This window comes from Nocardiopsis sp. EMB25, assembly GCF_026797795.1.
Lineage (GTDB): Bacteria > Actinomycetota > Actinomycetes > Streptosporangiales > Streptosporangiaceae > Nocardiopsis > Nocardiopsis lucentensis.
On record NZ_JAMTDN010000001.1, the window covers coordinates 3,484,197 to 3,503,042 of the forward strand.

Annotated in this window: 16 protein-coding genes and 2 CRISPR repeat arrays; of the genes, 7 read left to right on the forward strand and 9 right to left on the reverse strand. The window is 67.6% G+C overall.

Translation table 11 applies throughout. The features are described from left to right. Positions 1-15 precede the first annotated feature (15 nt). The 3 genes from KIK06_RS15050 to KIK06_RS15060 all read left to right on the forward strand — a co-directional run bounded on the left by KIK06_RS15050 (position 16) and on the right by KIK06_RS15060 (position 2,885). On the forward strand, positions 16-825 hold the full coding sequence (locus KIK06_RS15050; protein WP_268643632.1) for a thiopeptide-type bacteriocin biosynthesis protein: 810 nt from the start codon (positions 16-18) through the stop codon (positions 823-825). Continuing rightward, positions 822-1,949, forward strand: a complete 1,128-nt coding sequence (locus KIK06_RS15055) for a hypothetical protein (RefSeq protein ID WP_268643633.1) — start codon at positions 822-824, stop codon at positions 1,947-1,949. Before KIK06_RS15050 ends, KIK06_RS15055 begins: the two co-directional genes overlap by 4 nt. Before the next feature lie 120 nt (positions 1,950-2,069). Continuing rightward, positions 2,070-2,885 (forward strand): class I SAM-dependent methyltransferase, encoded by an 816-nt coding sequence (locus KIK06_RS15060; RefSeq protein ID WP_268643634.1) that lies wholly within the window; start codon positions 2,070-2,072, stop codon positions 2,883-2,885. Between the two features lie 430 nt (positions 2,886-3,315). Here the strand turns inward: KIK06_RS15060 and KIK06_RS15065 are convergent, their stop codons facing one another. Together KIK06_RS15065 and KIK06_RS15070 are read right to left on the reverse strand one after the other, a co-directional pair. Beyond that, entirely contained in the window at positions 3,316-3,915 is a 600-nt protein-coding gene (locus tag KIK06_RS15065) for a hypothetical protein (protein ID WP_268643635.1), read from the reverse strand. After that, complete coding sequence (locus KIK06_RS15070; protein ID WP_268643636.1) at positions 3,912-4,094, reverse strand: hypothetical protein; 183 nt, start codon at positions 4,092-4,094, stop codon at positions 3,912-3,914. Before KIK06_RS15070 ends, KIK06_RS15065 begins: the two co-directional genes overlap by 4 nt. Positions 4,095-4,687: 593 nt before the next feature. On the opposite strand from KIK06_RS15070, the gene KIK06_RS15075 reads away from it, so the two are divergent. After that, positions 4,688-4,840 carry a hypothetical protein gene (locus KIK06_RS15075; protein ID WP_268643637.1) on the forward strand — a complete coding sequence of 51 codons (153 nt, stop codon included), beginning with the start codon at positions 4,688-4,690 and terminating at the stop codon, positions 4,838-4,840. A 104-nt stretch (positions 4,841-4,944) separates the two neighbouring features. After that, a CRISPR array of direct repeats spans positions 4,945-6,807; the repeat unit is 30 nt; unit sequence GTTGCTACCCCTCGCAGGGGCGATGAAGGC. A 135-nt stretch (positions 6,808-6,942) separates the two neighbouring features. Here the strand turns inward: KIK06_RS15075 and cas2 are convergent. Genes cas2 through KIK06_RS15110 form a run of 7 tightly spaced genes read right to left on the reverse strand, consistent with a single transcriptional unit; the run spans position 6,943 to position 14,918 of the window. Further along, entirely contained in the window at positions 6,943-7,206 is a 264-nt protein-coding gene (cas2, locus tag KIK06_RS15080; RefSeq protein ID WP_268643638.1) for a CRISPR-associated endonuclease Cas2, read from the reverse strand. Between the two features lie 6 nt (positions 7,207-7,212). Beyond that, on the reverse strand, positions 7,213-8,193 hold the full coding sequence (gene cas1b / locus KIK06_RS15085) for a type I-B CRISPR-associated endonuclease Cas1b (RefSeq protein WP_268643639.1): 981 nt from the start codon (positions 8,191-8,193) through the stop codon (positions 7,213-7,215). Beyond that, complete coding sequence (locus KIK06_RS15090; RefSeq protein ID WP_268643640.1) at positions 8,193-8,690, reverse strand: CRISPR-associated protein Cas4; 498 nt, start codon at positions 8,688-8,690, stop codon at positions 8,193-8,195. Before KIK06_RS15090 ends, cas1b begins: the two co-directional genes overlap by 1 nt. Continuing rightward, the gene (gene cas3 / locus KIK06_RS15095; protein WP_268643641.1) at positions 8,687-11,761 is read right to left on the reverse strand and encodes a CRISPR-associated helicase Cas3'; all 3,075 of its coding nucleotides are present in this window, start codon (positions 11,759-11,761) and stop codon (positions 8,687-8,689) included. Before cas3 ends, KIK06_RS15090 begins: the two co-directional genes overlap by 4 nt. After that, a complete protein-coding gene (gene cas7i / locus KIK06_RS15100) occupies positions 11,758-12,786 on the reverse strand; it encodes a type I-B CRISPR-associated protein Cas7/Cst2/DevR (protein ID WP_268643643.1) in 1,029 nt (342 codons plus the stop codon). Before cas7i ends, cas3 begins: the two co-directional genes overlap by 4 nt. Further along, on the reverse strand, positions 12,787-14,193 hold the full coding sequence (locus KIK06_RS15105) for a hypothetical protein (protein WP_268643644.1): 1,407 nt from the start codon (positions 14,191-14,193) through the stop codon (positions 12,787-12,789). Further along, positions 14,190-14,918: a CRISPR-associated endoribonuclease Cas6 gene (locus tag KIK06_RS15110; protein ID WP_268643646.1), complete on the reverse strand. Its 729-nt coding sequence runs from the start codon at positions 14,916-14,918 to the stop codon at positions 14,190-14,192. The genes KIK06_RS15105 and KIK06_RS15110 overlap by 4 nt, the downstream gene beginning before the upstream one ends. A gap of 442 nt (positions 14,919-15,360) precedes the next feature. On the opposite strand from KIK06_RS15110, the gene KIK06_RS15115 reads away from it, so the two are divergent. The 3 genes from KIK06_RS15115 to KIK06_RS15125 all read left to right on the forward strand — a co-directional run bounded on the left by KIK06_RS15115 (position 15,361) and on the right by KIK06_RS15125 (position 18,802). Beyond that, entirely contained in the window at positions 15,361-15,522 is a 162-nt protein-coding gene (locus KIK06_RS15115) for a hypothetical protein (protein WP_268643647.1), read from the forward strand. Between the two features lie 624 nt (positions 15,523-16,146). After that, positions 16,147-17,097: a CRISPR direct-repeat array (repeat unit 30 nt; unit sequence GTTGCTACCCCTCGCAGGGGCGATGAAGAC). Between the two features lie 615 nt (positions 17,098-17,712). Further along, positions 17,713-17,988 (forward strand): transposase family protein, encoded by a 276-nt coding sequence (locus KIK06_RS15120; protein WP_268643649.1) that lies wholly within the window; start codon positions 17,713-17,715, stop codon positions 17,986-17,988. A gap of 4 nt (positions 17,989-17,992) precedes the next feature. Further along, complete coding sequence (locus KIK06_RS15125; protein WP_268646000.1) at positions 17,993-18,802, forward strand: ISAs1 family transposase; 810 nt, start codon at positions 17,993-17,995, stop codon at positions 18,800-18,802. Positions 18,803-18,846 lie beyond the last annotated feature (44 nt).

Sequence of the window (18,846 nt, forward strand, 5' to 3'; positions counted from 1 at the left end):
TAGGAGAACCCGCCCATGACCCACACCTCCGACACGTGGTTGCAGGCCACCGTCAGCTTCCCCGACCCCGCCACAGCAGAACACGTGAGCATCCGCCACCTGGCCGCCGCGCTGGACGGCCTCACCTGGTTCTTCGTTCGTAAAGGAGCATGGCGATGTCGCATCCGCCTACCCGAGGACGCTGAGAAGCAGGAAACCACCCAAGAGCGGGTGGCCGGGCAACTGGACGAGCTCGCCACCACCGGCACCATCCGCAGCTGGACCCAAGCCGTCTACGAGCCCGAAACCCGCACCTTCGGCGGTGAGACCGCCATCGACACCGCCCACACCCTTTTCTGCGCCGACACCCACCACACGATGAGATTCCTGGCCACCACGAGGTCCGGGAGGGACCGGCGCCGGGAGGTGTCACTGCTGCTGTGCCGTGCCCTCATGCGCGCCGCTGGCCTGGACCACTACGAGCAGGGCGACGTGTGGCACCGCGTGGCCGCCACCCGCCCCCTACCCTCCGACGGCCCGCATCCGACGGAAGAGTTCCACCACCAGGTGCACCGGCTCCTCAGTGTCGACCCCGGCCCCGGCGCGGTGCACTTCACCACCGGGGCCTTCGCGGGTTTCGCCCCTTGGGCTCGGGGCTTCCAGGCCTGCGGGCAGGAGCTGGCCGCCCTACACGCCCAAGGCCGTCTGAAACGGGGGCTACGCGCCATCCTCGCCCACCACATCCTCTTCCACTGGAACCGGCTCGGCATACCCGGCCCACAGCAGGCGGTCCTCTCCCACACCGCCGCCCGCGTCATCTTCGACCCCGAAACGGTGGGCATATGACCCAGGACCTCTCACTCCCTCCCGCGATCCGCTATGTCCCGCTGCTGCCCCGCGCACGGCCCCCAGCGCTCCCCCTCCGACAGCGCATCAAGGAACTCCACGACCTCGCCCGCGCGGCCGCCACCGCCGAGGACCCGACTGAAGGGCTCATCAAAGCCTCCGAGGCGATGAACAAGGCGGCGTTGATCGCCAGCGACACCGGGCAACCAGTGCTGGCCGAGCGCCTGTGCTGGGAACACCACGACCTGTTCGCCCCAGCCGCGCCTCTGCCCGTGCGGGCTGCGACTCTGGCCCTGCAACCTCTGGTCAACCTGGGCCGCCTCGCCATCCGCGCCGACCAGTTCGATGACGCCCACCAGACGTTCGACGCCCTGTTCGCGGCCATGACCCACGGGCGCACGGCCGTGGTTCAAGGCCGCACGTGCGCGGTCGCCGACCTGGTCGCCAGCCCACCCGAGCGCGCCGAACTGCGCCGATTCCTGTGGACGGTCCTGCTCGCTGACGGCACCCGAGCCCTGTGCCAAGCGGGTCGGTGGCAGGAAGCGCTCGCCCACCTGAGCCACCACCACGGCATCGGCCACCGCCTGTTGGACGGCCGCCAAGTCGCCGTGGTCGCTGCCCTCCACCGCCACGAGCCGGACACGACGCACACCCTTCTGGAGGAGGCATCCTGCTCCGCACCATGGGAACAAGCCGTCGCCGCCTGTCTGGCCACCGCGGCCGCACGCGCGCGAGGCCACGACCCCACCGACGCCATCGCCGCCATGACCGACGCCATCCTGAACCTGCCACCCATCCCGGGCGGGACGGTGTTCACCACTCGTGTGGGGACGTTGGCGTGCGAACTGGCCCCGCATCACCACGCCTTGGCGGATCACCTCATCCACGGAGTTATAGACAGCGACGACGCCTACGCGGTAGCCACGGTCCTGAGCTCCCCCGCTGTCGAGACACACCTGAGCCCCCGGCAGCGCGAGACGCTGCGTGCACGCGTCAACCACGCGAAGCTGAACAGAACCAGCCTGTCTTCGTCACTGACGCAGGACTTGGCGCTCGTCTCCGAAGACGCCGCTGCGCATCTCACCCGCCACCTGAAACGGATGCTCACCCATCCTGCGTCGTGAACCGTCGTGGCGCCAGAGCCTCCATCACACCCCGAACGAAACACAGCGGGCAGATCACCGCCTTCTGTGAACGCCCCGGACCGTTGACCGTGCAGGACTGAACCTGGACAGGATGGATCCATGGACTCCACGCGCGCACTCACCCAGGCGACGACCGATGCGTCAGTCCTGACCACGGACGCCTACCGCGACGACCGCCACCTGGGCGCCCGCCAACGCCTCTACGAGTTCCAACACCCGACCTTCGACATCGCCGCGATGGCCCTGGAACAACTCTCCGGGCTCGGCGGCACCTGGGTTGACGTGGGTTGCGGCAACGGCCGCTATCTCGACCGCATCCGCTCCCAGCGGCCCGACGTGCGCGCGCTGGGGGTGGACCTGTCCCTCACGCTGCTGCACGATGTGCCCGGTCCGGTCGTGTGCGCGGACGCCTGTCGGCTTCCCCTGGCGGACCGCTCCGTGGACGCGGTGCTGGCGATGCACATGCTCTACCATCTGCCCGCCCCGGACACCGGGCTGGCCGAGTTCGCCCGTGTTCTCAAACCGGGCGGTGTGCTGCTCGCCTCCACCAATGCCAGCATCGACAAGCGGGAACTCGACGAGCTGTGGTCCACCGCCGCCGGCCAGGTGCTGGGGGTCGACCGCGGGCCCCAGCGGATCAAGCTCTCCGACCACTTCCCCCTCGAACACGCCGAGGACGCCCTACGGGCTCACTTTGCCCATGTGGTGGTCCAGGAGCTGTCCGGTGTCATCGAGGTGTCCACGGCAGAACCGGTGCTCGCCCATCTGGCGTCGTACCGCACCTGGGCCGAACAGGCGGGTGTTCCCTTCGACGCCGCCCTGGCCCAAGCCGCCTCCAATCTCCACTGGCACCTTGAGCAACACGGCAGCTTCACCATCAGCACCCGGCAAGGACTGATCTCGGCCCACACCTGACCGGGCAGTCAAAGGCCCACCCCTTGCCTGGCTCTCTTGGAAACACCCCCACGGTCAAAGGCGATAGCTGCCGGGTTCACAAGCACGACAGGCAGCGGCGCCTCGGGACGCGCAAGAGCCTCCCATGAACCTATTGATTAACACCTACCAGGGAACGCGATGTCTTCAGCCTCAAGTACAAGCGCACCGTGCGCTGGGCGATCTCGATTAGGCCAAGGAGGTCGTCCACATCACTCTGAGCGAGGCGCGTGTGGTCAGGGCCGCCCACCAGGAGGTCATTCAGCTCACCCACGCACTCCAGATGCTCGGCACCGACTGGGCACACCGACACGGCCCGGGTTCGCGCCCGACCCCCACGGTGAACCTCATGGACACACGGTGCGGTGCGAGGGCCGCCAGGACGCTCATTCCTGACGGCCCTGCGGTGGTGCTACCAGAGCGGGGGAATGGGCACCAGAACCACGGGGGGTCTGCCCCCTTCGTCCTCGTCCAGGCGACGCCAGGCGGTCACCCACCGCTGGAAGTCAGCTTCAGCCCCGCCGCACGCCACGATGAACGCGTTCAACAGGGTGTACTTGGGCAGCTTGTCCGAACGCAGCGCCTCGCAGAACGCCGCCGCCGAGTACAAGCCCCCACGCTTGGCCATCTGCCGAAACGACGGAGACCCGGCCCAGCGGCGGTAGCGGCGCATCACGTCCACGAACTCGGCGGGGGTTTCCGCTTTCATCGGGTCGGGTTTGCGGTCGTGGCCCGGCAGGTCGGGAACCGCCCGGGTCCGCGGCTTGGGGATCAGCGGCTCAGTCTGGGCTTCGGTGTGGTCGTGGTCGGTCAGGACGAGGGTCGTCCGGTGGGGTGTGGGGTGGCTGTCGCGGGGCGCGGCCGGGATGACCGGGACCTCGCCCCACCAGATGCCGTCCGCGTCCTTGCGGACTCGGCGCGGGAGCGCGTCCGGGAGCGGCCGGTATCCAGGGACGGGCCGGTAGCGGATCAGGGACTGGTGGGGGCCGGAGTCGGCTTCGCCGGGGGTCATCGGGTGGCCCCGGTGGGAAGGACACGGTGGGCGGCATCGGCGGCCAGCCCGGTCCCGACCACGGTGATCAGGAGGGCGGTGACCAGGTCGTGGCCGGTGGCCTGGACAGCGAGGGCGACGATGAGGATCAGGATCATCACCAGGACCCGGGCTGCCTGCGGGGTGAGGGAGATGGACATGGGTTCCCTTTCCGAAAGGGGATCACAATGTCGGCTGGACAGCTACACGACCGGAATCGAACGGGTGGAGGCTGTGTTTGGAGACGCCGCACCCGGGGGGCGCGTAGCCGGAAGGGCCGATGCGGTGGAAACTACCTGAACCCGGGGTCAAGGCGCACAGGGTTGCAGCGTGCTATGTCCAGGTAGGGGATGTTTCCGTAGCAAAGTCATAGAACGAGCCTGGTGGTGCGTGCTGACCCTGGCGGCGTTCGGTGGTGTTCACGATCGTTCAGAATCGTTCAGGAGCGCACCGATACCGTTCTAAGGCTTTGGAACCCGGTGGTTCTGGTAATAAGCGAATCGTCAGACGGAAACCCATCGGGCGCAGTATCGTCTGACATGAACTCCGGTTACGGTCGTTCCGTATCCGGTGTGGGGTTGTCTCGGCTGGACATCGGCCGTGCCGGGGACTGGAGACCTCCGCGCGGCTGTCGGAAGGCACCCCTGGTGGCCGTTCCCGGCTGCGCTTCCGCCTGGTTGCCGGGGACGGCCCTCACCTCAACTTCGTTTGTGGACACCGGCGCATTGTTCGTGCTGGCGGGTACATCACTGGCATGGAAGACGAGTTCGACGACCCGGTCGAGGCCATCCGGGACCAGGAGTGGTGGGACGGTCTCTCCCCCAGCGAACGCGCGTTGGTGGACCTGTTGACTGACCGGCTCGTGGATGCCGAGTGGGACAGCACATACGCCCCTCACCTGAAATAGTGAGGACACCGACTGCCCTGTACCACGCCTCCTCGGGCCGTGACACTAATCTTTATTGGGAAATTGACTTTCTCCAGTTCGTTGGTGAAATACGGGCACATCTTGTTGCTACCCCTCACAGGGGCGATGAAGGCCTTGGACGCCCCGAAGCAGTTCGAGGCCGTACACCCGTTGCTACCCCTCGCAGGAGCGATGAGGACCTGGCCGCCACCCTGTCCGGGACCGCCGCCGTCGGTTGCTACCCCTCGCAGGAGCGATGAGGACGTGGGCCCCGGTGGCGGGCCACGTCTACGACGCCCAGTTGCTACCCCTCGCAGGGGCGATGAAGGCGTTGGCGAAGCGCGCCATCTGCATGGCGGCGTCCTGTTGCTACCCCTCGCAGGGGCGATGAAGGCGTGCCGAGACGAGGACGACACCGTGTACGTCGCCAAGTTGCTACCCCTCGCAGGGGCGATGAAGGCGACGTGCACACGGTGGAGCCGCTCGGCGGCATCGTGTTACTACCCCTCGCAGGGGCGATGAAGGCTCGGGTCGCCGGGCGGACGCGTTCGTCGCCTTGGTGTTGCTACCCCTCGCAGGGGCGATGAAGGCCTCCTGGGAGGAGGTCGCCCAAGTCGTGGGTCTGGTTGCTACCCCTCGCAGGGGCGATGAAGGCCCCACTACCCGTGCGACCTGTGCGGGCGCCCGTCCGGGTTGCTACCCCTCGCAGGGGCGATGAAGGCCTGTTCGCGTTGCGGGTGGAGGTGGTCACCACCTGTTGCTACCCCTCGCAGGGGCGATGAAGGCGGGACGCCTCGGGGAACTCCTCGTCGTCCTCCCACAGTTGCTACCCCTCGCAGGGGCGATGAAGGCGACCTTGCGGCCGTGCGCCCCGTAGTGCTGGGCGAGTTGCTACCCCTCGCAGGGGCGATGAAGGCCCGGACACGCCTTCGGCGGTCTCGGTGAGCGTGACGTTGCTACCCCTCGCAGGGGCGATGAAGGCCCGGACATCGCCCTCGGCTTCGACACGCCCATCCTGTTGCTACCCCTCGCAGGGGCGATGAAGGCGCCCGGGGAGCCCATCGTGTTCCCGCTCCAGGACGGGTTGCTACCCCTCGCAGGGGCGATGAAGGCAGTCTCGATGGATTGGAGCCCCTCATGGCTTGGGTGCAGTTGCTACCCCTCGCAGGGGCGATGAAGGCTAGCGTTCCGATCAGCGTGGCCTCGTCGGTGATGTGTTGCTACCCCTCGCAGGGGCGATGAAGGCCTCGGGCAGCGGGGTCCATGACGCCGTCGGGGTCGAGTTGCTACCCCTCGCAGGGGCGATGAAGGCCCTCCAGCGGCCAGTACGCCACCGGCAGGTAGTCCAGTTGCTACCCCTCGCAGGGGCGATGAAGGCTGCAGGAGCAGGGTGGCCAGCGGTCCGAGCAGCCCCCGTTGCTACCCCTCGCAGGGGCGATGAAGGCGGGACTGCCCGTTGCCGGAGGCGGCGCCGAACAGGTTGCTACCCCTCGCAGGGGCGATGAAGGCCGCTCCGGACCAGAGCCGCGGTGGCCACCAGGAGCGGTTGCTACCCCTCGCAGGGGCGATGAAGGCCAGTGCGGTGTCGGCGGCCAGCTGGCCGGACGCGCGGGGTTGCTACCCCTCGCAGGGGCGATGAAGGCTGCTCGGGGTCGGTCACGGTCACGGTGGCGTACATGTTGCTACCCCTCGCAGGGGCGATGAAGGGCTGCCACGTGGCATCGTTCCCGCCGAACGCCATAGTTGCTACCCCTCGCAGGGGCGATGAAGGAGGCGGGTTGACCGTCATGTCGGCGGTCCTCGTGGAGTTGCTACCCCTCGCAGGGGCGATGAAGGCATCTCCGCGTACGCGAACACGTTGACGGACGGCCCGTTGCTACCCCTCGCAGGGGCGATGAAGGCCTTGGGGTGCTTGTGGGTGTGGGCTCCTGTTCCGGGTTGCTACCCCTCGCAGGGGCGATGAAGGCCGAGAGTAAAGCCGCAGGCCACACCCGCTCCCTGCAGCCGTTCCCGGGGGTGTTTTTCAGCGACCCTCCGGTCCTGCACGCCACCCCGGCGTGTCGCTGAAAACCCGCCCCCCCCCCGGGCGGCACCAGCACTGGTCACAGGATGTCGCTCAGTTCCGCTCGAGCGATGCCCCAGGACATCCGCCGCGGGCTCACCCCCGGCGGGAACGTGTAGACGAGCACATGGTCGTGCCCGTCGTCGATCACGTCCTTGACCGCCCGCTCGAACCGCTTGACCTGAGCATCGCTGAGCTGCCCCTCGAACACACTGCGTTGGACGTGGTGCAGATACAACCGGCAGGTGCGCAGGATCGCGGGGTTGCGTTCCTGCGCGGTGTCGTAGACCACCACAACATGCACCGGCTCTCACCACCAGATCCGGAACGGCTTGTAGACATCGCCTTCCAAACACGCCCGCGTCATCTTCAGCGCCTCCAGGTACAGCAGCTCGTCGTAGGCCACCGGCCGGTTCAGCTCCCGGTGTTTGACCGTGGTCGCGAACTCATCACGCACCGCGGCCACGACCAGCTTGCGGCCCGCGTCGGTGAGCATGGCCTGGTTGGAGTCCACGTCGAAGTGGTGCTCCTTGAGCTGGTTGCGGGTGGCCATGCGCACCAGAAGCCGCTCGGCGAACAACGGTTTGAACATCTCGGCCACGTCCAGGGCCAGGGAGTGGCGTTGGCGTTCCATGGTGCTGTGCAAGAACGCGATCCCGGTGTGCAAGGGGGTCAGGCGCAGCGCGGTGACGGTGCGCGCGTAGACGATGCCGTTGACGTAGCTGATGAAGGCGTTTCCGGCGTTCTTGGGTGGGCGGCGGCTACGACCGTGTAGCTGCAGCCAGTCGGGGAGTTTGGTGTCGAGCACCTCCCACGCGCTCCGGCGGAAGTTGCCCTCGATCCCCATGAGTGAGGCCGCATCGGAGGCTGCTGCGGTCTTGTCCTTCAGGACGGTGTAGGGGGCTTTGAGCAGGTCGCGGTCCAGGACGCGGCGGATGTTGAAGGCGGTGGCGCGCACGATGTCGCGGGCGATACTCACGGACCTGGTGGTGTCGGTGGCCAGAGCGACCTGGGCGATGACGGTCTCACCGGAGGTCGCGGTGTCGGCGGCGGTCAGGGAGCCGGAGTAGTCGCCGTAGTAGCTCAGGAGGTGGACGTTGATGTGGTGCTGGTTGAGCAGGCTCACCACGGAGGTGTTGACGTCCACGGGTTTGCAGGCGATGACGTCGCGCACGTCGGTGATGGGGATGCGCACGTCCTGGCCGTGTTCGCGTTCGATGAGCAGGGACTGGTCCTTGCGTCGGATCCGACAGGCCGAGGTGAGCCAGTAGGTGCGGGCGGCGGAGGGCATCACTGGCTCCAGCAGTAGTCGAAGTAGCTGCACCCTCGGCAGCGGGTGCGGGAGAGCCGGGGTGGGCAGGTGGGTTGGGCGACGGTGTCGCGGACGGAGGCGATGTCTGTTCGGGCGCGTTCGTCCCAGTCGGGTTGGTAGGGCATGCGGTGGGTGCGGCGGGTCTTGGGGTAGTGCAGGATGCCGCCTTGGGTGTCCACTCCGACGGTGCGCAGCCGGTAGCAGTAGTGGACGACTTGGGCTTCGTCGGCCGGGGTGGGGCGGGAGGAGGATTTGATCTCGTGTACCCACAACTGGCCGTCCAGGTCGTCCAGGCGGGCCGCACCGAGGTCGATGGGGTGGGCGCGCCGGTAGGAGGTGTCGTGGACGGCTTCGCCGAGCTGGACGGTGGCGTTGGTGGCTTCGGGGCGAAACCCCCGTGCGTACAGCCACAGTTGGCGTGGGCAGTGGTAGAGGTACTTGACGTGGACCCCGCCCACGTCCTGGTCACCAATCACAGGAGCACCCCCGGCTGGTAGGCATTGGCCGTGGTGCCGTGGGCCGGGTGGATGGCTCTCAGACCGCGATCGGGTTTGTAGACGGCGTCGATGAGCAGGACGTTGAGTGTGCGGTCCCACATGCCCAGGCCTCGAGCGTAGTTCGGGAGCGGGATCAGGTACTGGGAGGCGAGCAGCGGCCCGGTGCCCCGTTCCTCTCCCTCGATGCGACCGGTGAGCGCTTGTTCGTAGGCGTCACGGTCCTCGGTGAGGATGCCGTCCACGCCGTCGAACATCTCATCGAAAGCGTCAGAGAGTTCGCTGGTGTCGTTGAGGGGTGTGAGGAAGTCCAGGAACTCGTTGGTGAACGTGGTGACCGAGTCGTCGACCTTGGCCCGCCAGCGGTGTCCCCAGTCGGTGTCGTACACCTGGTTCAGCCAGTCGGTGAACAGGCGCTCATCGAGGGCGGCCCCGTCGTGGCGGGCGAGGATTTCCCAGGCCAGGCGGGTGGGTTCGGCGTCGTAGACCTTGTCGGCGAACTCCGGCCCGCCCTTAGCGCGGGGTGCGTAGGTGGGCTGGTGCACGACCACCGGGGCCAGGGCGGGCAGCTGGCCGAGCCGGTTGGTGCGGCCGAACCGTTGCAGGAGGGCCTCCAACGGGGCGGCGGAGGTGTGCAGGACGTCGAAGTCCACGTCCAAGGACACCTCCACCACCTGGGTGGCCACCAGCAGGCCGGGCTGGCGTGGCTTCCTGCCCGAGCGGAAGCGATCGTGGATGCGCTTTTCGATGCGGGTGCGGTCACCGGTCTTGAAGCGTGAGTGCAGCAGCAGCGCCGCGTCCTCACCGTGCAGGAGCCTGGCGGTGGGGGCGAGCCGGTCGTACAGGTGCCAGGCGTCGGCGACATTGTTGGCGATCACCGCGACGCTGTGCCCTTGGGTGAGGGATTGTTCGATCTCGGCGATGCTCTCCTGGCTGGTGAGGTGATCTTGGCGCAGGTGGAGTCGGTGGCGGCGCGGCCAGGCGTCGTCGCTGCGGGGTGTGACCGTCGTGATGTCGCGGGTGAGGACGTTGCCGATCGCGTCGGTGAGCTGTTGGGGCATGGTCGCGGAGACGATGCCGATCCTGCCGCCGAGGCGTTCCCACTGGCCCATCATGGCCAGGATCATGCCGAGGCGGCCGGGCTCGTAGGCGTGCAGTTCGTCGAAGACGAACGTGGAGTTGGCGGTGTCGATGAGGGTGCTGGCGTGCGCGGTGCCTCCCAGGGCTCCACGCAGGAGCTGGTAGGGGGTGGTGACGCGGACCAGTTCGCGGAACAGGCGGCTGGCGTTGGCTTTGGCGACCGCCCGGGACGCCTGTCGGCGCTGGCGTTCCTCGTCTTCGTTGGTGCTCTGCCCAGGCTCGTGGTCGTTATCGTCGCAGGCCGCGGTGGCCAGGTAGTAGCTCGCGGCGCGTGAGTGCACCACCCCGACCTGGTCGGGGCCGAACGCCTCGCCCAAACGGGTGGCCATGGCGTTGATGGAGGCCAGGTAGGGCAGCGAGTAGAACAGCCGGGGTGTCGCGCCCGCATCATCGCTGAGGGCTCGGGTTTGGGTGGTGGCCCACAGCAGTGCCGCTTCGGTCTTGCCCTGGCCGGTGGGTGCGCGCACCATCACGTGGCCGGGGACGGTTTCGGCGGCGTCCTGGTGGGGGTAGGTGGCTTGTCCTTGGAGGGTGAGCTGGGTGCGCAACTGGTGTGGGTAGTCGGTGCTGGTCAGGGGGTGAGTGGTGAGGAGTTGGCCGTGGGCGGAGGCCACGTGGTCGGCCAGGGTGATGGCGCCTTGGAGCAGGGCGGCGGTCAGCCCGGCCTCGTCGGTGGGGCTTTCTCCCCCGCACCACTCCTTGAGGATGTGGTCCAGGAACCGGTGGGTGGCCTTGGCCAGCACCGCTTCGTCGACCGGGTCCGGGTCGGGTGCTCCGGCGCGGCGAGCCAGCCACTGCGCTAGGGCATTGGCCGAGGAGGCGTCCACGGGCCCGAAGGTAGCGGAGACCTCGTCCGGGCTGCCCAGGGACCGGTACTCACTGCGGATGGACCCCTCACCTCCGGCAAGGGGTCGGTGGTGAGTGAGAGCGGCGAGGCCGATCCAGGTGCGGTCCTCCTCAGATAGGTGGGCCAGGACGTGGTCGATGAAGGCGAGCGAGTAGATCTCGTGCCGCTGGCCCCACGGTCTCGCGGGTGGGGGGTTGCCGACCATCGTCTGAAACCCCTCAGGAACCTTGCCGGCGTCGTGGAACAAGCACGCCAGGCGCGCCCACTCCCAGAACCGGTCCGGCACTTCGGGTAGGTCGCCGATACGGGTGCGCAGCACCTTCAGGGCTCGGGTGGTGGCGTCCAGGTGGGTGGTCAGCGCCTCCCCCTGCTTTTCACCACGCTGGGGGCTTTTGGCCCAGATGTGGGGCAGCTCCACAGGAGACGGGTGGGCGGCATGGGGGTGCAGACCGGCCAGGGGCACGACGGCTTGGCCGTCTCGGGTGCGCAGCTGGCTGTCGACCTGGGCGGGGCTGCCCGCAGGGGCGTACCGGTAGGTGCCCCACTGGATGCGGGACCGGTCGGTGCTGATGGCGTGTGGCATGCGCAGCTGCATGCCCGACGTCGACACCTCAACCGGGAGCAGGGCATGGCCCTGGTGTCCGGGGCCCTCCTCCACGGTGATGCGACGGGCCCGGGCCGAGGCCAAGTCCTGGCTACGGCCCAACCGCAGCGGCCACACCGGGCGGCGGACCGCCCTCTCCCACACGTCCAAGTCGTCGAGCACCCACAAAGTGAGGGTCACATTGGCGAGGAACTCGTGGTCCTTGGGGGTGGCGTCCCGCTTCTTTCCCTCAGCGTCCAAGGGGTGGTAGGTCTCCAGGTCCACCCCCCTGCCGCGGGCAGTGAAGGCCATGGCCACCCGGGTGTCGGTGGGCAGGTGCTCCCACCCGCCCACCGCCGCCGCGAGCAGACCGGTGACGGTGGAGGGGGGCGGGCAGGGCAGGGTGACCTGGACCCCCGAGTAGAGGGGGTTGCGAAACGAGGCCACCGGCGCGGTGATGATGATCTCCAGGGCGTCGGTCATGCGGTGGGGTCCTCGAACCAGGCGTCGCGCTGTCCGGCCTCGATCTCCTTGGCCAGGGTGTCCATGACGGTGCGGGGGTGGTCGATCACCACGCTGCCCGCGGCGATGTCCTCGGCCAGGTCACGGCGCACCTGTTCGCGCTGGTCCCCCAGGAACCCGGGCGCCCACCCCACAAGGATCGGGCCGTCCAGTTCCTCGGCCCAAGCGGCCTTCTCCTCGACGAAAACGTCGGTGTCGAAGACCGCCGTGCCGTTGCGCAGGCCCAGAACACGGGTGAAGGGGTTGTTACCGCCCTTGAGGGGGGCGAGCAAGATCAACGAGGGGGCGCGGTCGCCGTAGTGCAGGGCCCGGCTGGCGCCGCCCTGCACCCTGGCCAGGGTGCGCAGCAGCACCGCGACCCGGCGTCGGCGTTCGGCGATCGGCAACTGCAGGCAGTCGATTCCGCGCAGGAGCTGCTCGGTGGCTCCGGCCTGAGTAGCTTCGGTTGCGGCGGCCGGGGCCAGGGCGCGGCGCAGCCCTCCGCCGTTCTGTTCGAAGGTGCCCGCCCTGGGCAGGTCCAGGAGCACATCACCGGCGAGTTCGGTGGTGTAGTGCTCGTGTTCGTGGATGACCGGGTCCTCACCAGCTTTGAAGCCACGGCTCATGGTGCCGAAGTCGGTGGTGATGCGGCGGGAGGCGAGCGAGACCAGGGTTCCGGTGGCCAGGACGGTGTCGCGCTGGTAGCTCTCCTTCTTGATCGCGACCATGTACCCGAACAGGTCATCGTCCAGGTACAGGTCCGGGCGGCCGGCCGTGTAGGCCTGCTGTTTCTTGCCCTTGCCCTCCTTGGTGACGGGCGAGCGCTGCTCGTTGGCCGGGAGGGAGTCGCGCAGCCAGCGGCGGAACGCTTGGGCGGAGGTGTAGGGGACACGCTCGCCGCGGCCGGTGGTCAGCGACTTGACCTTGGCCGTGTTGTCCTCGCCGCGCCCGTTGTTGGGGGCGCCCGCGGTGATGTCCAGGGCGATCTTGCCCACGAGGAAGGTCATCTACTCGTTCTCCGCTTCCAGGTCGTCGCCGGTGATCTGGTCGTCGTCAGTGGTGTCGTCGTGGTCGGTGCCCCGCCAGGACGGATTGAGGTCGTGCAGGTGGTTGAGCACACCGATGAACAGCAGGTCGCGGTGGAGGAAGACCTGGTCGCCGTCGTCGAACAGCAGCCGCCACTGGCGTTCGGTGATGAACGGGTCGGGCTCGGTGGTGCGCAGCGTACGGTCGATCGACTGGTTCCGCAGCCAGGTCTTCAGGGTGGCGAGCTTGCGGCGGGCTTGCAGGAACTGTTTGAACTTCGTGTTGTCCTCCGTGTTGAGGACGTGGGCGATACGTCGGGCGAGCTGGTCGATCTGGTCCAGGTTGGTGGTGGACACCTGCAGCACCTTCGTGGCGTAGGAGGAACATGTCGCGGACAGAACGGGGGTATGGGCGGAGATCCCGTCCTGGCCCAGAGCGCGTTCGCGCAGAAAGTGGGAGACGGTAGGGATCACCCGATCGGGAAGGTCGAAGAGGTTGCGCGCCAGCATCGACCGGCCCGGGACCTTCTCCCACCGGTGGCTGCGCCCCAGCAGGCGTAGCTCGTGGCGGGGCAGGGACCGGATCCACTCGGCCAGGGGCTGGTCCATGTGGTGGACGGCCAGGTCCTGCTCCTTGTTGCTGTTGGTGAACACCAACAGCTCCACCCCGTCGGTCACGGTCTCGTCGTAGCCGCGCAGCCGTTTGAGCCCGGCGAGCTGGCGGGCGTAGGAGGGGCGCTCCCCGGCGGGGGAGCCGGTGATGGCGTGTCGGCGGGTCTGGTCGACCTGGAACTTGGTGGTCGCCCGGAGCAGGTCGTCGTCCCAGGTGTGCAGGGCTGTGGCGCGACCTCCGCCGATCGCGCACCCGTAGGGCAGGGCGTAGAAGCTCAGCAGGCAACCCCGACACAGCGCCATGCCCTCATGGGAGGGAATGGTGGTGTTGCGGTCCGAGGCTCGCTCCAGCAAGGGGATGTCGACCTTGCCGTAGAACCCGCACGCCGGGTGGTCGCACAGCACGCATCGTGCCCCGACCTGGGGTTCGACCTCGGGGAGGTTCCGCCACTGGTGAAGCTTGTCCTTCAGCTGGTCGCCGAGGAGGGATTTGCGGTTGGTGGTGTTGATCGGGCAGTTGGGCCACAGCAGGTAGCTGACCCCCAGCCAGAACCCGTGCGGACCCTTGGCATCAGTGATGGAGGTCGTGCGTTCCAGGTCCGCAGTCATGTGCGCGTTAGCCGCACGTAGGTCCTGCTCGGTCAACTCGCGCGGGTGCACGACTTTCCGCAGAGGGACCTTCTTGGGGTGAGCGAGAACGGCCAAGGCGAACGCGCCGACTCGCTGCAGGGGGTGGGCGGTGAGCCGCACTCCGAGCGCGGTGGTCGTGGTGCTCACGCGATCACCCATCCGAACCCGGCCGCGTTCGCCTGACCCAGCCCCCAACTCCAGATGCTGCGCAGCGTCTCCGGGGCCCCACGAAGCTCCGCCTCCACAGCGGCGCCCGGTTTGTAGCCCTGGCCTACAGAGAAGCTGCGTTTGGGGCCGACCCAGGTGATCGCCTGGACCGTCACATCGGGATCAACCCCTACAGTTGCGGCTTTACGGCGTAGATTCGCTTCGAAGTAGGTAGGAAACTCCGGTTCGGTCGGCAACACCCACGCCTGACGGGTCGCGCGTCGCCCATGCTCGTCCTGACCCGACCCCTTCATCACGACCGGAGTCGAGGTCCTCAGCAGTACTGTTCCCGATACGAAGTCCGGGGGCGGGAGAACATCGACGGTCTCCACGCGGAAGGCCGTACCTCCCCAGTCCAACACCGACTGGCCGGCCAAGCCCTTGGCCAGGCCCTCAACGACCTCCGGCAACGGGCTGCCGATCTCCAGCACACCGGTCCCGCCCACTGCGTAGGTGCCGCGATGGCGGCGCGCAGAGGGGAACACCGGGGCGCTGTGGCCGAACGGCGTCATACCGGTCTGGCCCCACCCGTGCTCGTGGAGCCTCTCTCCGAGTTGCGGCGCTCCTCGGGCAAGCAGGTCATAGATCAGGCCGCGACCCGGGCGCAGCACGTTCTCCCAGTTCAGAGACTTCGCAGTAGTGCGGACTGTCAATCGCAGACGCAAGGGTCACCTCCTCGTACTCGTTGGGGAATCGAGCAATCACGTTAGAGAGCACCAACGACAAGAAGGAGACTGAGCCAGTGAAGTGACCGCATCAGGCCAATAACACCAAACCCCACACACGACAATCACGAATCTGATATAAGCCAGCCGCATTATCCAAAATGCCCCATTTTGGCGCATTTCTTGCAAGAGAACCCAGCAGAGAGGCAACGAAGGCACGGCACGAGCACGGACGCGACTATCACGACAGGCAGTTACTACCCCTCGCAGGGGCCATGAGGACAGGCCCTGTACCAGGCGATCATCCAGTCGATCATGTTGCTGCCCCTCGCAGGGGCGATGAAGGCGGGCAGGCTCACGGGGCCACCCCCATTGCGTCGGGTTGCTACCCCTCTCGCAGGGGCGATGAAGGCCGCGGGCGCGGATCCGCTCCAGCGTGCTGATGGTGTTGCTACCCCTCGCAGAGGCGATGAAGGCCATCGACGCCAAGCGGGTGGAGGGTGCGCTGTGGCGGTTGCTACCCCTCGCAGGGGCGATGAAGGCGCTCGGGGCCGTGGGGGGCCTGGGTGATCAGTCCGGTTGCTACCCCTCGCAGGGGCGATGAAGACCCGGGGCACGGTCACCGTCCGCCCCGGTGGCCGGATGTTGCTACCCCTCGCAGGGGCGATGAAGGCGGGTGGGCATTAGTGCACGTCCCTGCTGAGAAGTTGTTGCTACCCCTCGTAGTGGCGATGAAGGCATGACGCCCCCGCGCTGCGCCGCGCCCTGGACGCGTTGCTACCCCTCGCAGGGACGATGAGGGCGCACCTCTGCGGCTGGTGGACCCGTTGCAGGGGTTGCTACCCCTCGCAGGGGCGACGAAGGCGACGATCACCAGCTCGCGGCGGCTGCTGATCGTGGTGTTGCTGCCCCTCGTAGGGACGATGAAGGACCGTGGCGCGGAGACCGTGACGAACGCGAATGGCCGTTGTTACCCCTCGTGGGGGGCGATGAGGACAGGCATGTGGACCGACGTATGGTGCGGCATGTTCGTGTTGCTACCCCTCCTAGGGACGATCAGGACCGACCGCGTCGACGCTGGTGACGGAGCCGAATTTGTTGCTACTCCTCGTAGGGGAGATGTGGACTGTGGAGGGATCGCGGCGCACCGACCCCGTGTCCCCGTTGTCACCCCTCGTAGTGTCTATGAGACCAGGGCCCCGATGGTGGCGATGGAGCTGATGAGGTCGTTGTTACCCCTCAGTGGGGCGATGGAGGCTCGTATTCTCCCACGTAGACGCGGCCCCCGTGTCCAGTTGCTATCCCTCGCAGGGGCAATGAAGGCCCGCCCCGGCCGCCCGGCTGGGGACACACCCGACGTGTTGCTGCCCCTCGTAGGGGCGATGAAGGCCGGTGCGGGCGGTGCTGTAGCCGACCAGTCGGCTCAGTTGCTACCCCTCGCAGGGGCGATGAAGACCATCTCCGGTGAGACCCCCGGCTGGGCCTACTGCACGTTGCTACCCCTCGCAGGGGCGATGAAGACCACAGGACACCTCCACCTGGCGGGTGCACGTCCAGCGTTGCTACCCCTCGCAGGGGCGATGAAGACGTCCCACAACCCAACGTGTGCGTCGCCGCACTCATCGTTGCTACCCCTCGCAGGGGCGATGAAGACACCGTGTACCGGGCCCGCACCCGCGTCTCCAACTCGTTGCTACCCCTCGCAGGGGCGATGAAGACCGTCTACGGCGCGACCCTCGGTGAGTGGATGGCCTAGTTGCTACCCCTCGCAGGGGCGATGAAGACTGGTAGATCATGGCCTTGTAGCCCGGGGACAGGTGTTGCTACCCCTCGCAGGGGCGATGAAGACGCTTCCCGGAGGCGTGCCGCGGGTGCGGTGCCACCAGTTGCTACCCCTCGCAGGGGCGATGAAGACTCGCTTGAAGTTCGGGCGGATGCTGAAGGAGGAGCGGTTGCTACCCCTCGCAGGGGCGATGAAGACGGCCAAAGCCGCGTCCGTGCTCGCGGACCTGATCCAGTTGCTACCCCTCGCAGGGGCGATGAAGACCTTCGAGGGGCGGTTGATCTTCTGGTGCTCCTCCCAGTTGCTACCCCTCGCAGGGGCGATGAAGACGTCGAACGGGGGTTGGCCGCGGGCCACGTCGGACGCGTTGCTACCCCTCGCAGGGGCGATGAAGACCCGACGGTAAAGTCCCTGGCCACAGCACGTACGGCTCATCGATCCGAGCCAGATTTTTCAGCAGCCCTCCGGTAGTGCAGATAACCCCGGCGTGTCGCTGAAAACCACCCTTGAACTCAACCACGCTCAACATCCAACACCACCCCTCCGACAGACCACCCTCACACGCTGGACGCAGAGTCGAACCCGACCAGGTCAAATCGAGTCTTCGGTTACGCCTTAGCCAAGACGATCCTCTGGCAGTGCCATGTAGACCAAGTCTCCTACAGTCGGCGTGGCCTCCTGAGCTTCCCCATCACCTGGTTGGAGTCGCAGAGGATCAGCCACGCCGCCTGTCTGCCCACCTCAGAGAACGGCGGCATAGGTGCCCGTGGTCAGCACGACGCAGGAATCACGAGCGACGGCTCGTCGGTTCACGGGAGTGACGGGAGGCGATCCCAGTGCACACTAGAGCCTGAACCTCCCGGCTCAACCCAGGGCTGTTTCAAAGTCGGGATCGTGAGCCATCAGCGCTGATCACAGCCTTGTAGCGGTCCGGTCGAAGCCCCACCAACGAGCAACGGAGCCCGCTAGAAGATCAGGGACTCTCACATCTCTGACTTCCAAGGGACTCCGTTGCGCTCCCAGTCTGCCATGCCCGCCACCGCCCCCGTCGGCCTTGCCGACAAGCTCGCCGCTCTGGCCGATCCCCGCTCGCCGCGGGGCCGCCGCCACAGCCTGGCCAGCGTCCTGCTCTGCGCTCTGTGCGCGATGCTCGCCGGAGCCCGCCACCTGCGGGCGATCGGCCAGTGGGCCGACGCCGCACCCCAACACACCCTGCCCCGCCCTGGGAGCGCGCACCGCCCCGTCCCCGGCAACCATCCGCCGCGTCCTGCTCGCCCTGGCCCCTGATGCCCTGACCGCGCTGACCGGGCCCGAGGCCCTTCAGGTCGTGGCTGTGGACGGTAAGACCCTGCGCGGATCAGCCACCTCCACCGCCCCGGCGGTGCATCTGCTCGCCGCCCTGACCCCCGACCGGCACCTGGCCGCCCAGGTACGGGTGCCGACGGGCACCAGCGAGATCGACGCCCTCGCCCACCTGCTGGCGGGCGTGGACCTGACCGGCGTGGTGGTCACCGCTGACGCCCTGCACACCCAGATCGACACCGCCATCCATCTGGTCGAGGAGTTGCACGCCGACTACGTGTTGGGCGTCAAACGCAACCAGAAGGCCCTGTTCGAGCAGGTCAAAGCGCTGCCCTGGGCTCAGGCCCCCACGTTGGGCACCACCCGGGCCCGCGGCCACGGACGGGCCGAGACCCGAACCATCAAGGCCATCGACCTCGCGGGCCGGACGGACTTTGCGCACGCGGTCCAGGCGGTACGGGTGCGCCGCCACGTCACCGAGCTGCGTACGGGGAAGGTGTCGTGGACCGTGGCGTATGCGGTGACCTCGCTTGAGGTCGGGCGGGCGGACGCGGCCCGGATCGGCGCGTTGGTGCGCGGGCATTGGGGCATCGAGGCCTGGCATCACGTCAAGGACGTCTCGTTGGGTGAGGACGCTTGCAAGGTCCGCTCCGGTCATGCCCCCGACAACCTGGCCGTACTGCGAGCGGTCGCCCTGGTGTTCTTGAGCCGATTGGGTCAGGACACGGTGCCCGACGCGATCCGGTGGGTGTCGTATGAGGCGTTCACCCGCCCGCTGGACGTGATCGGGCTCCCGTGACCAGCGCGAACATCACCGCTCACCAAGAATGAAACAACCCTGGA

Excerpts from the sequence above, each read along its gene's own strand:
- cas7i (WP_268643643.1), bottom strand. The coding sequence starts at position 12,786 with ATGACCTTCCTCGTGGGCAAGATCGCCCTGGACATCACCGCGGGCGCC.
- cas3 (WP_268643641.1), bottom strand. The coding sequence starts at position 11,761 with ATGACCGACGCCCTGGAGATCATCATCACCGCGCCGGTGGCCTCGTTT.
- KIK06_RS15065 (WP_268643635.1), bottom strand. The coding sequence starts at position 3,915 with ATGACCCCCGGCGAAGCCGACTCCGGCCCCCACCAGTCCCTGATCCGC.
- cas1b (WP_268643639.1), bottom strand. The coding sequence starts at position 8,193 with ATGCCCTCCGCCGCCCGCACCTACTGGCTCACCTCGGCCTGTCGGATC.
- KIK06_RS15115 (WP_268643647.1), top strand. The coding sequence starts at position 15,361 with ATGGTGTTGCTACCCCTCGCAGAGGCGATGAAGGCCATCGACGCCAAG.
- KIK06_RS15055 (WP_268643633.1), top strand. The coding sequence starts at position 822 with ATGACCCAGGACCTCTCACTCCCTCCCGCGATCCGCTATGTCCCGCTG.
- KIK06_RS15060 (WP_268643634.1), top strand. The coding sequence starts at position 2,070 with ATGGACTCCACGCGCGCACTCACCCAGGCGACGACCGATGCGTCAGTC.
- KIK06_RS15070 (WP_268643636.1), bottom strand. The coding sequence starts at position 4,094 with ATGTCCATCTCCCTCACCCCGCAGGCAGCCCGGGTCCTGGTGATGATC.
- KIK06_RS15050 (WP_268643632.1), top strand. The coding sequence starts at position 16 with ATGACCCACACCTCCGACACGTGGTTGCAGGCCACCGTCAGCTTCCCC.
- KIK06_RS15075 (WP_268643637.1), top strand. The coding sequence starts at position 4,688 with ATGGAAGACGAGTTCGACGACCCGGTCGAGGCCATCCGGGACCAGGAG.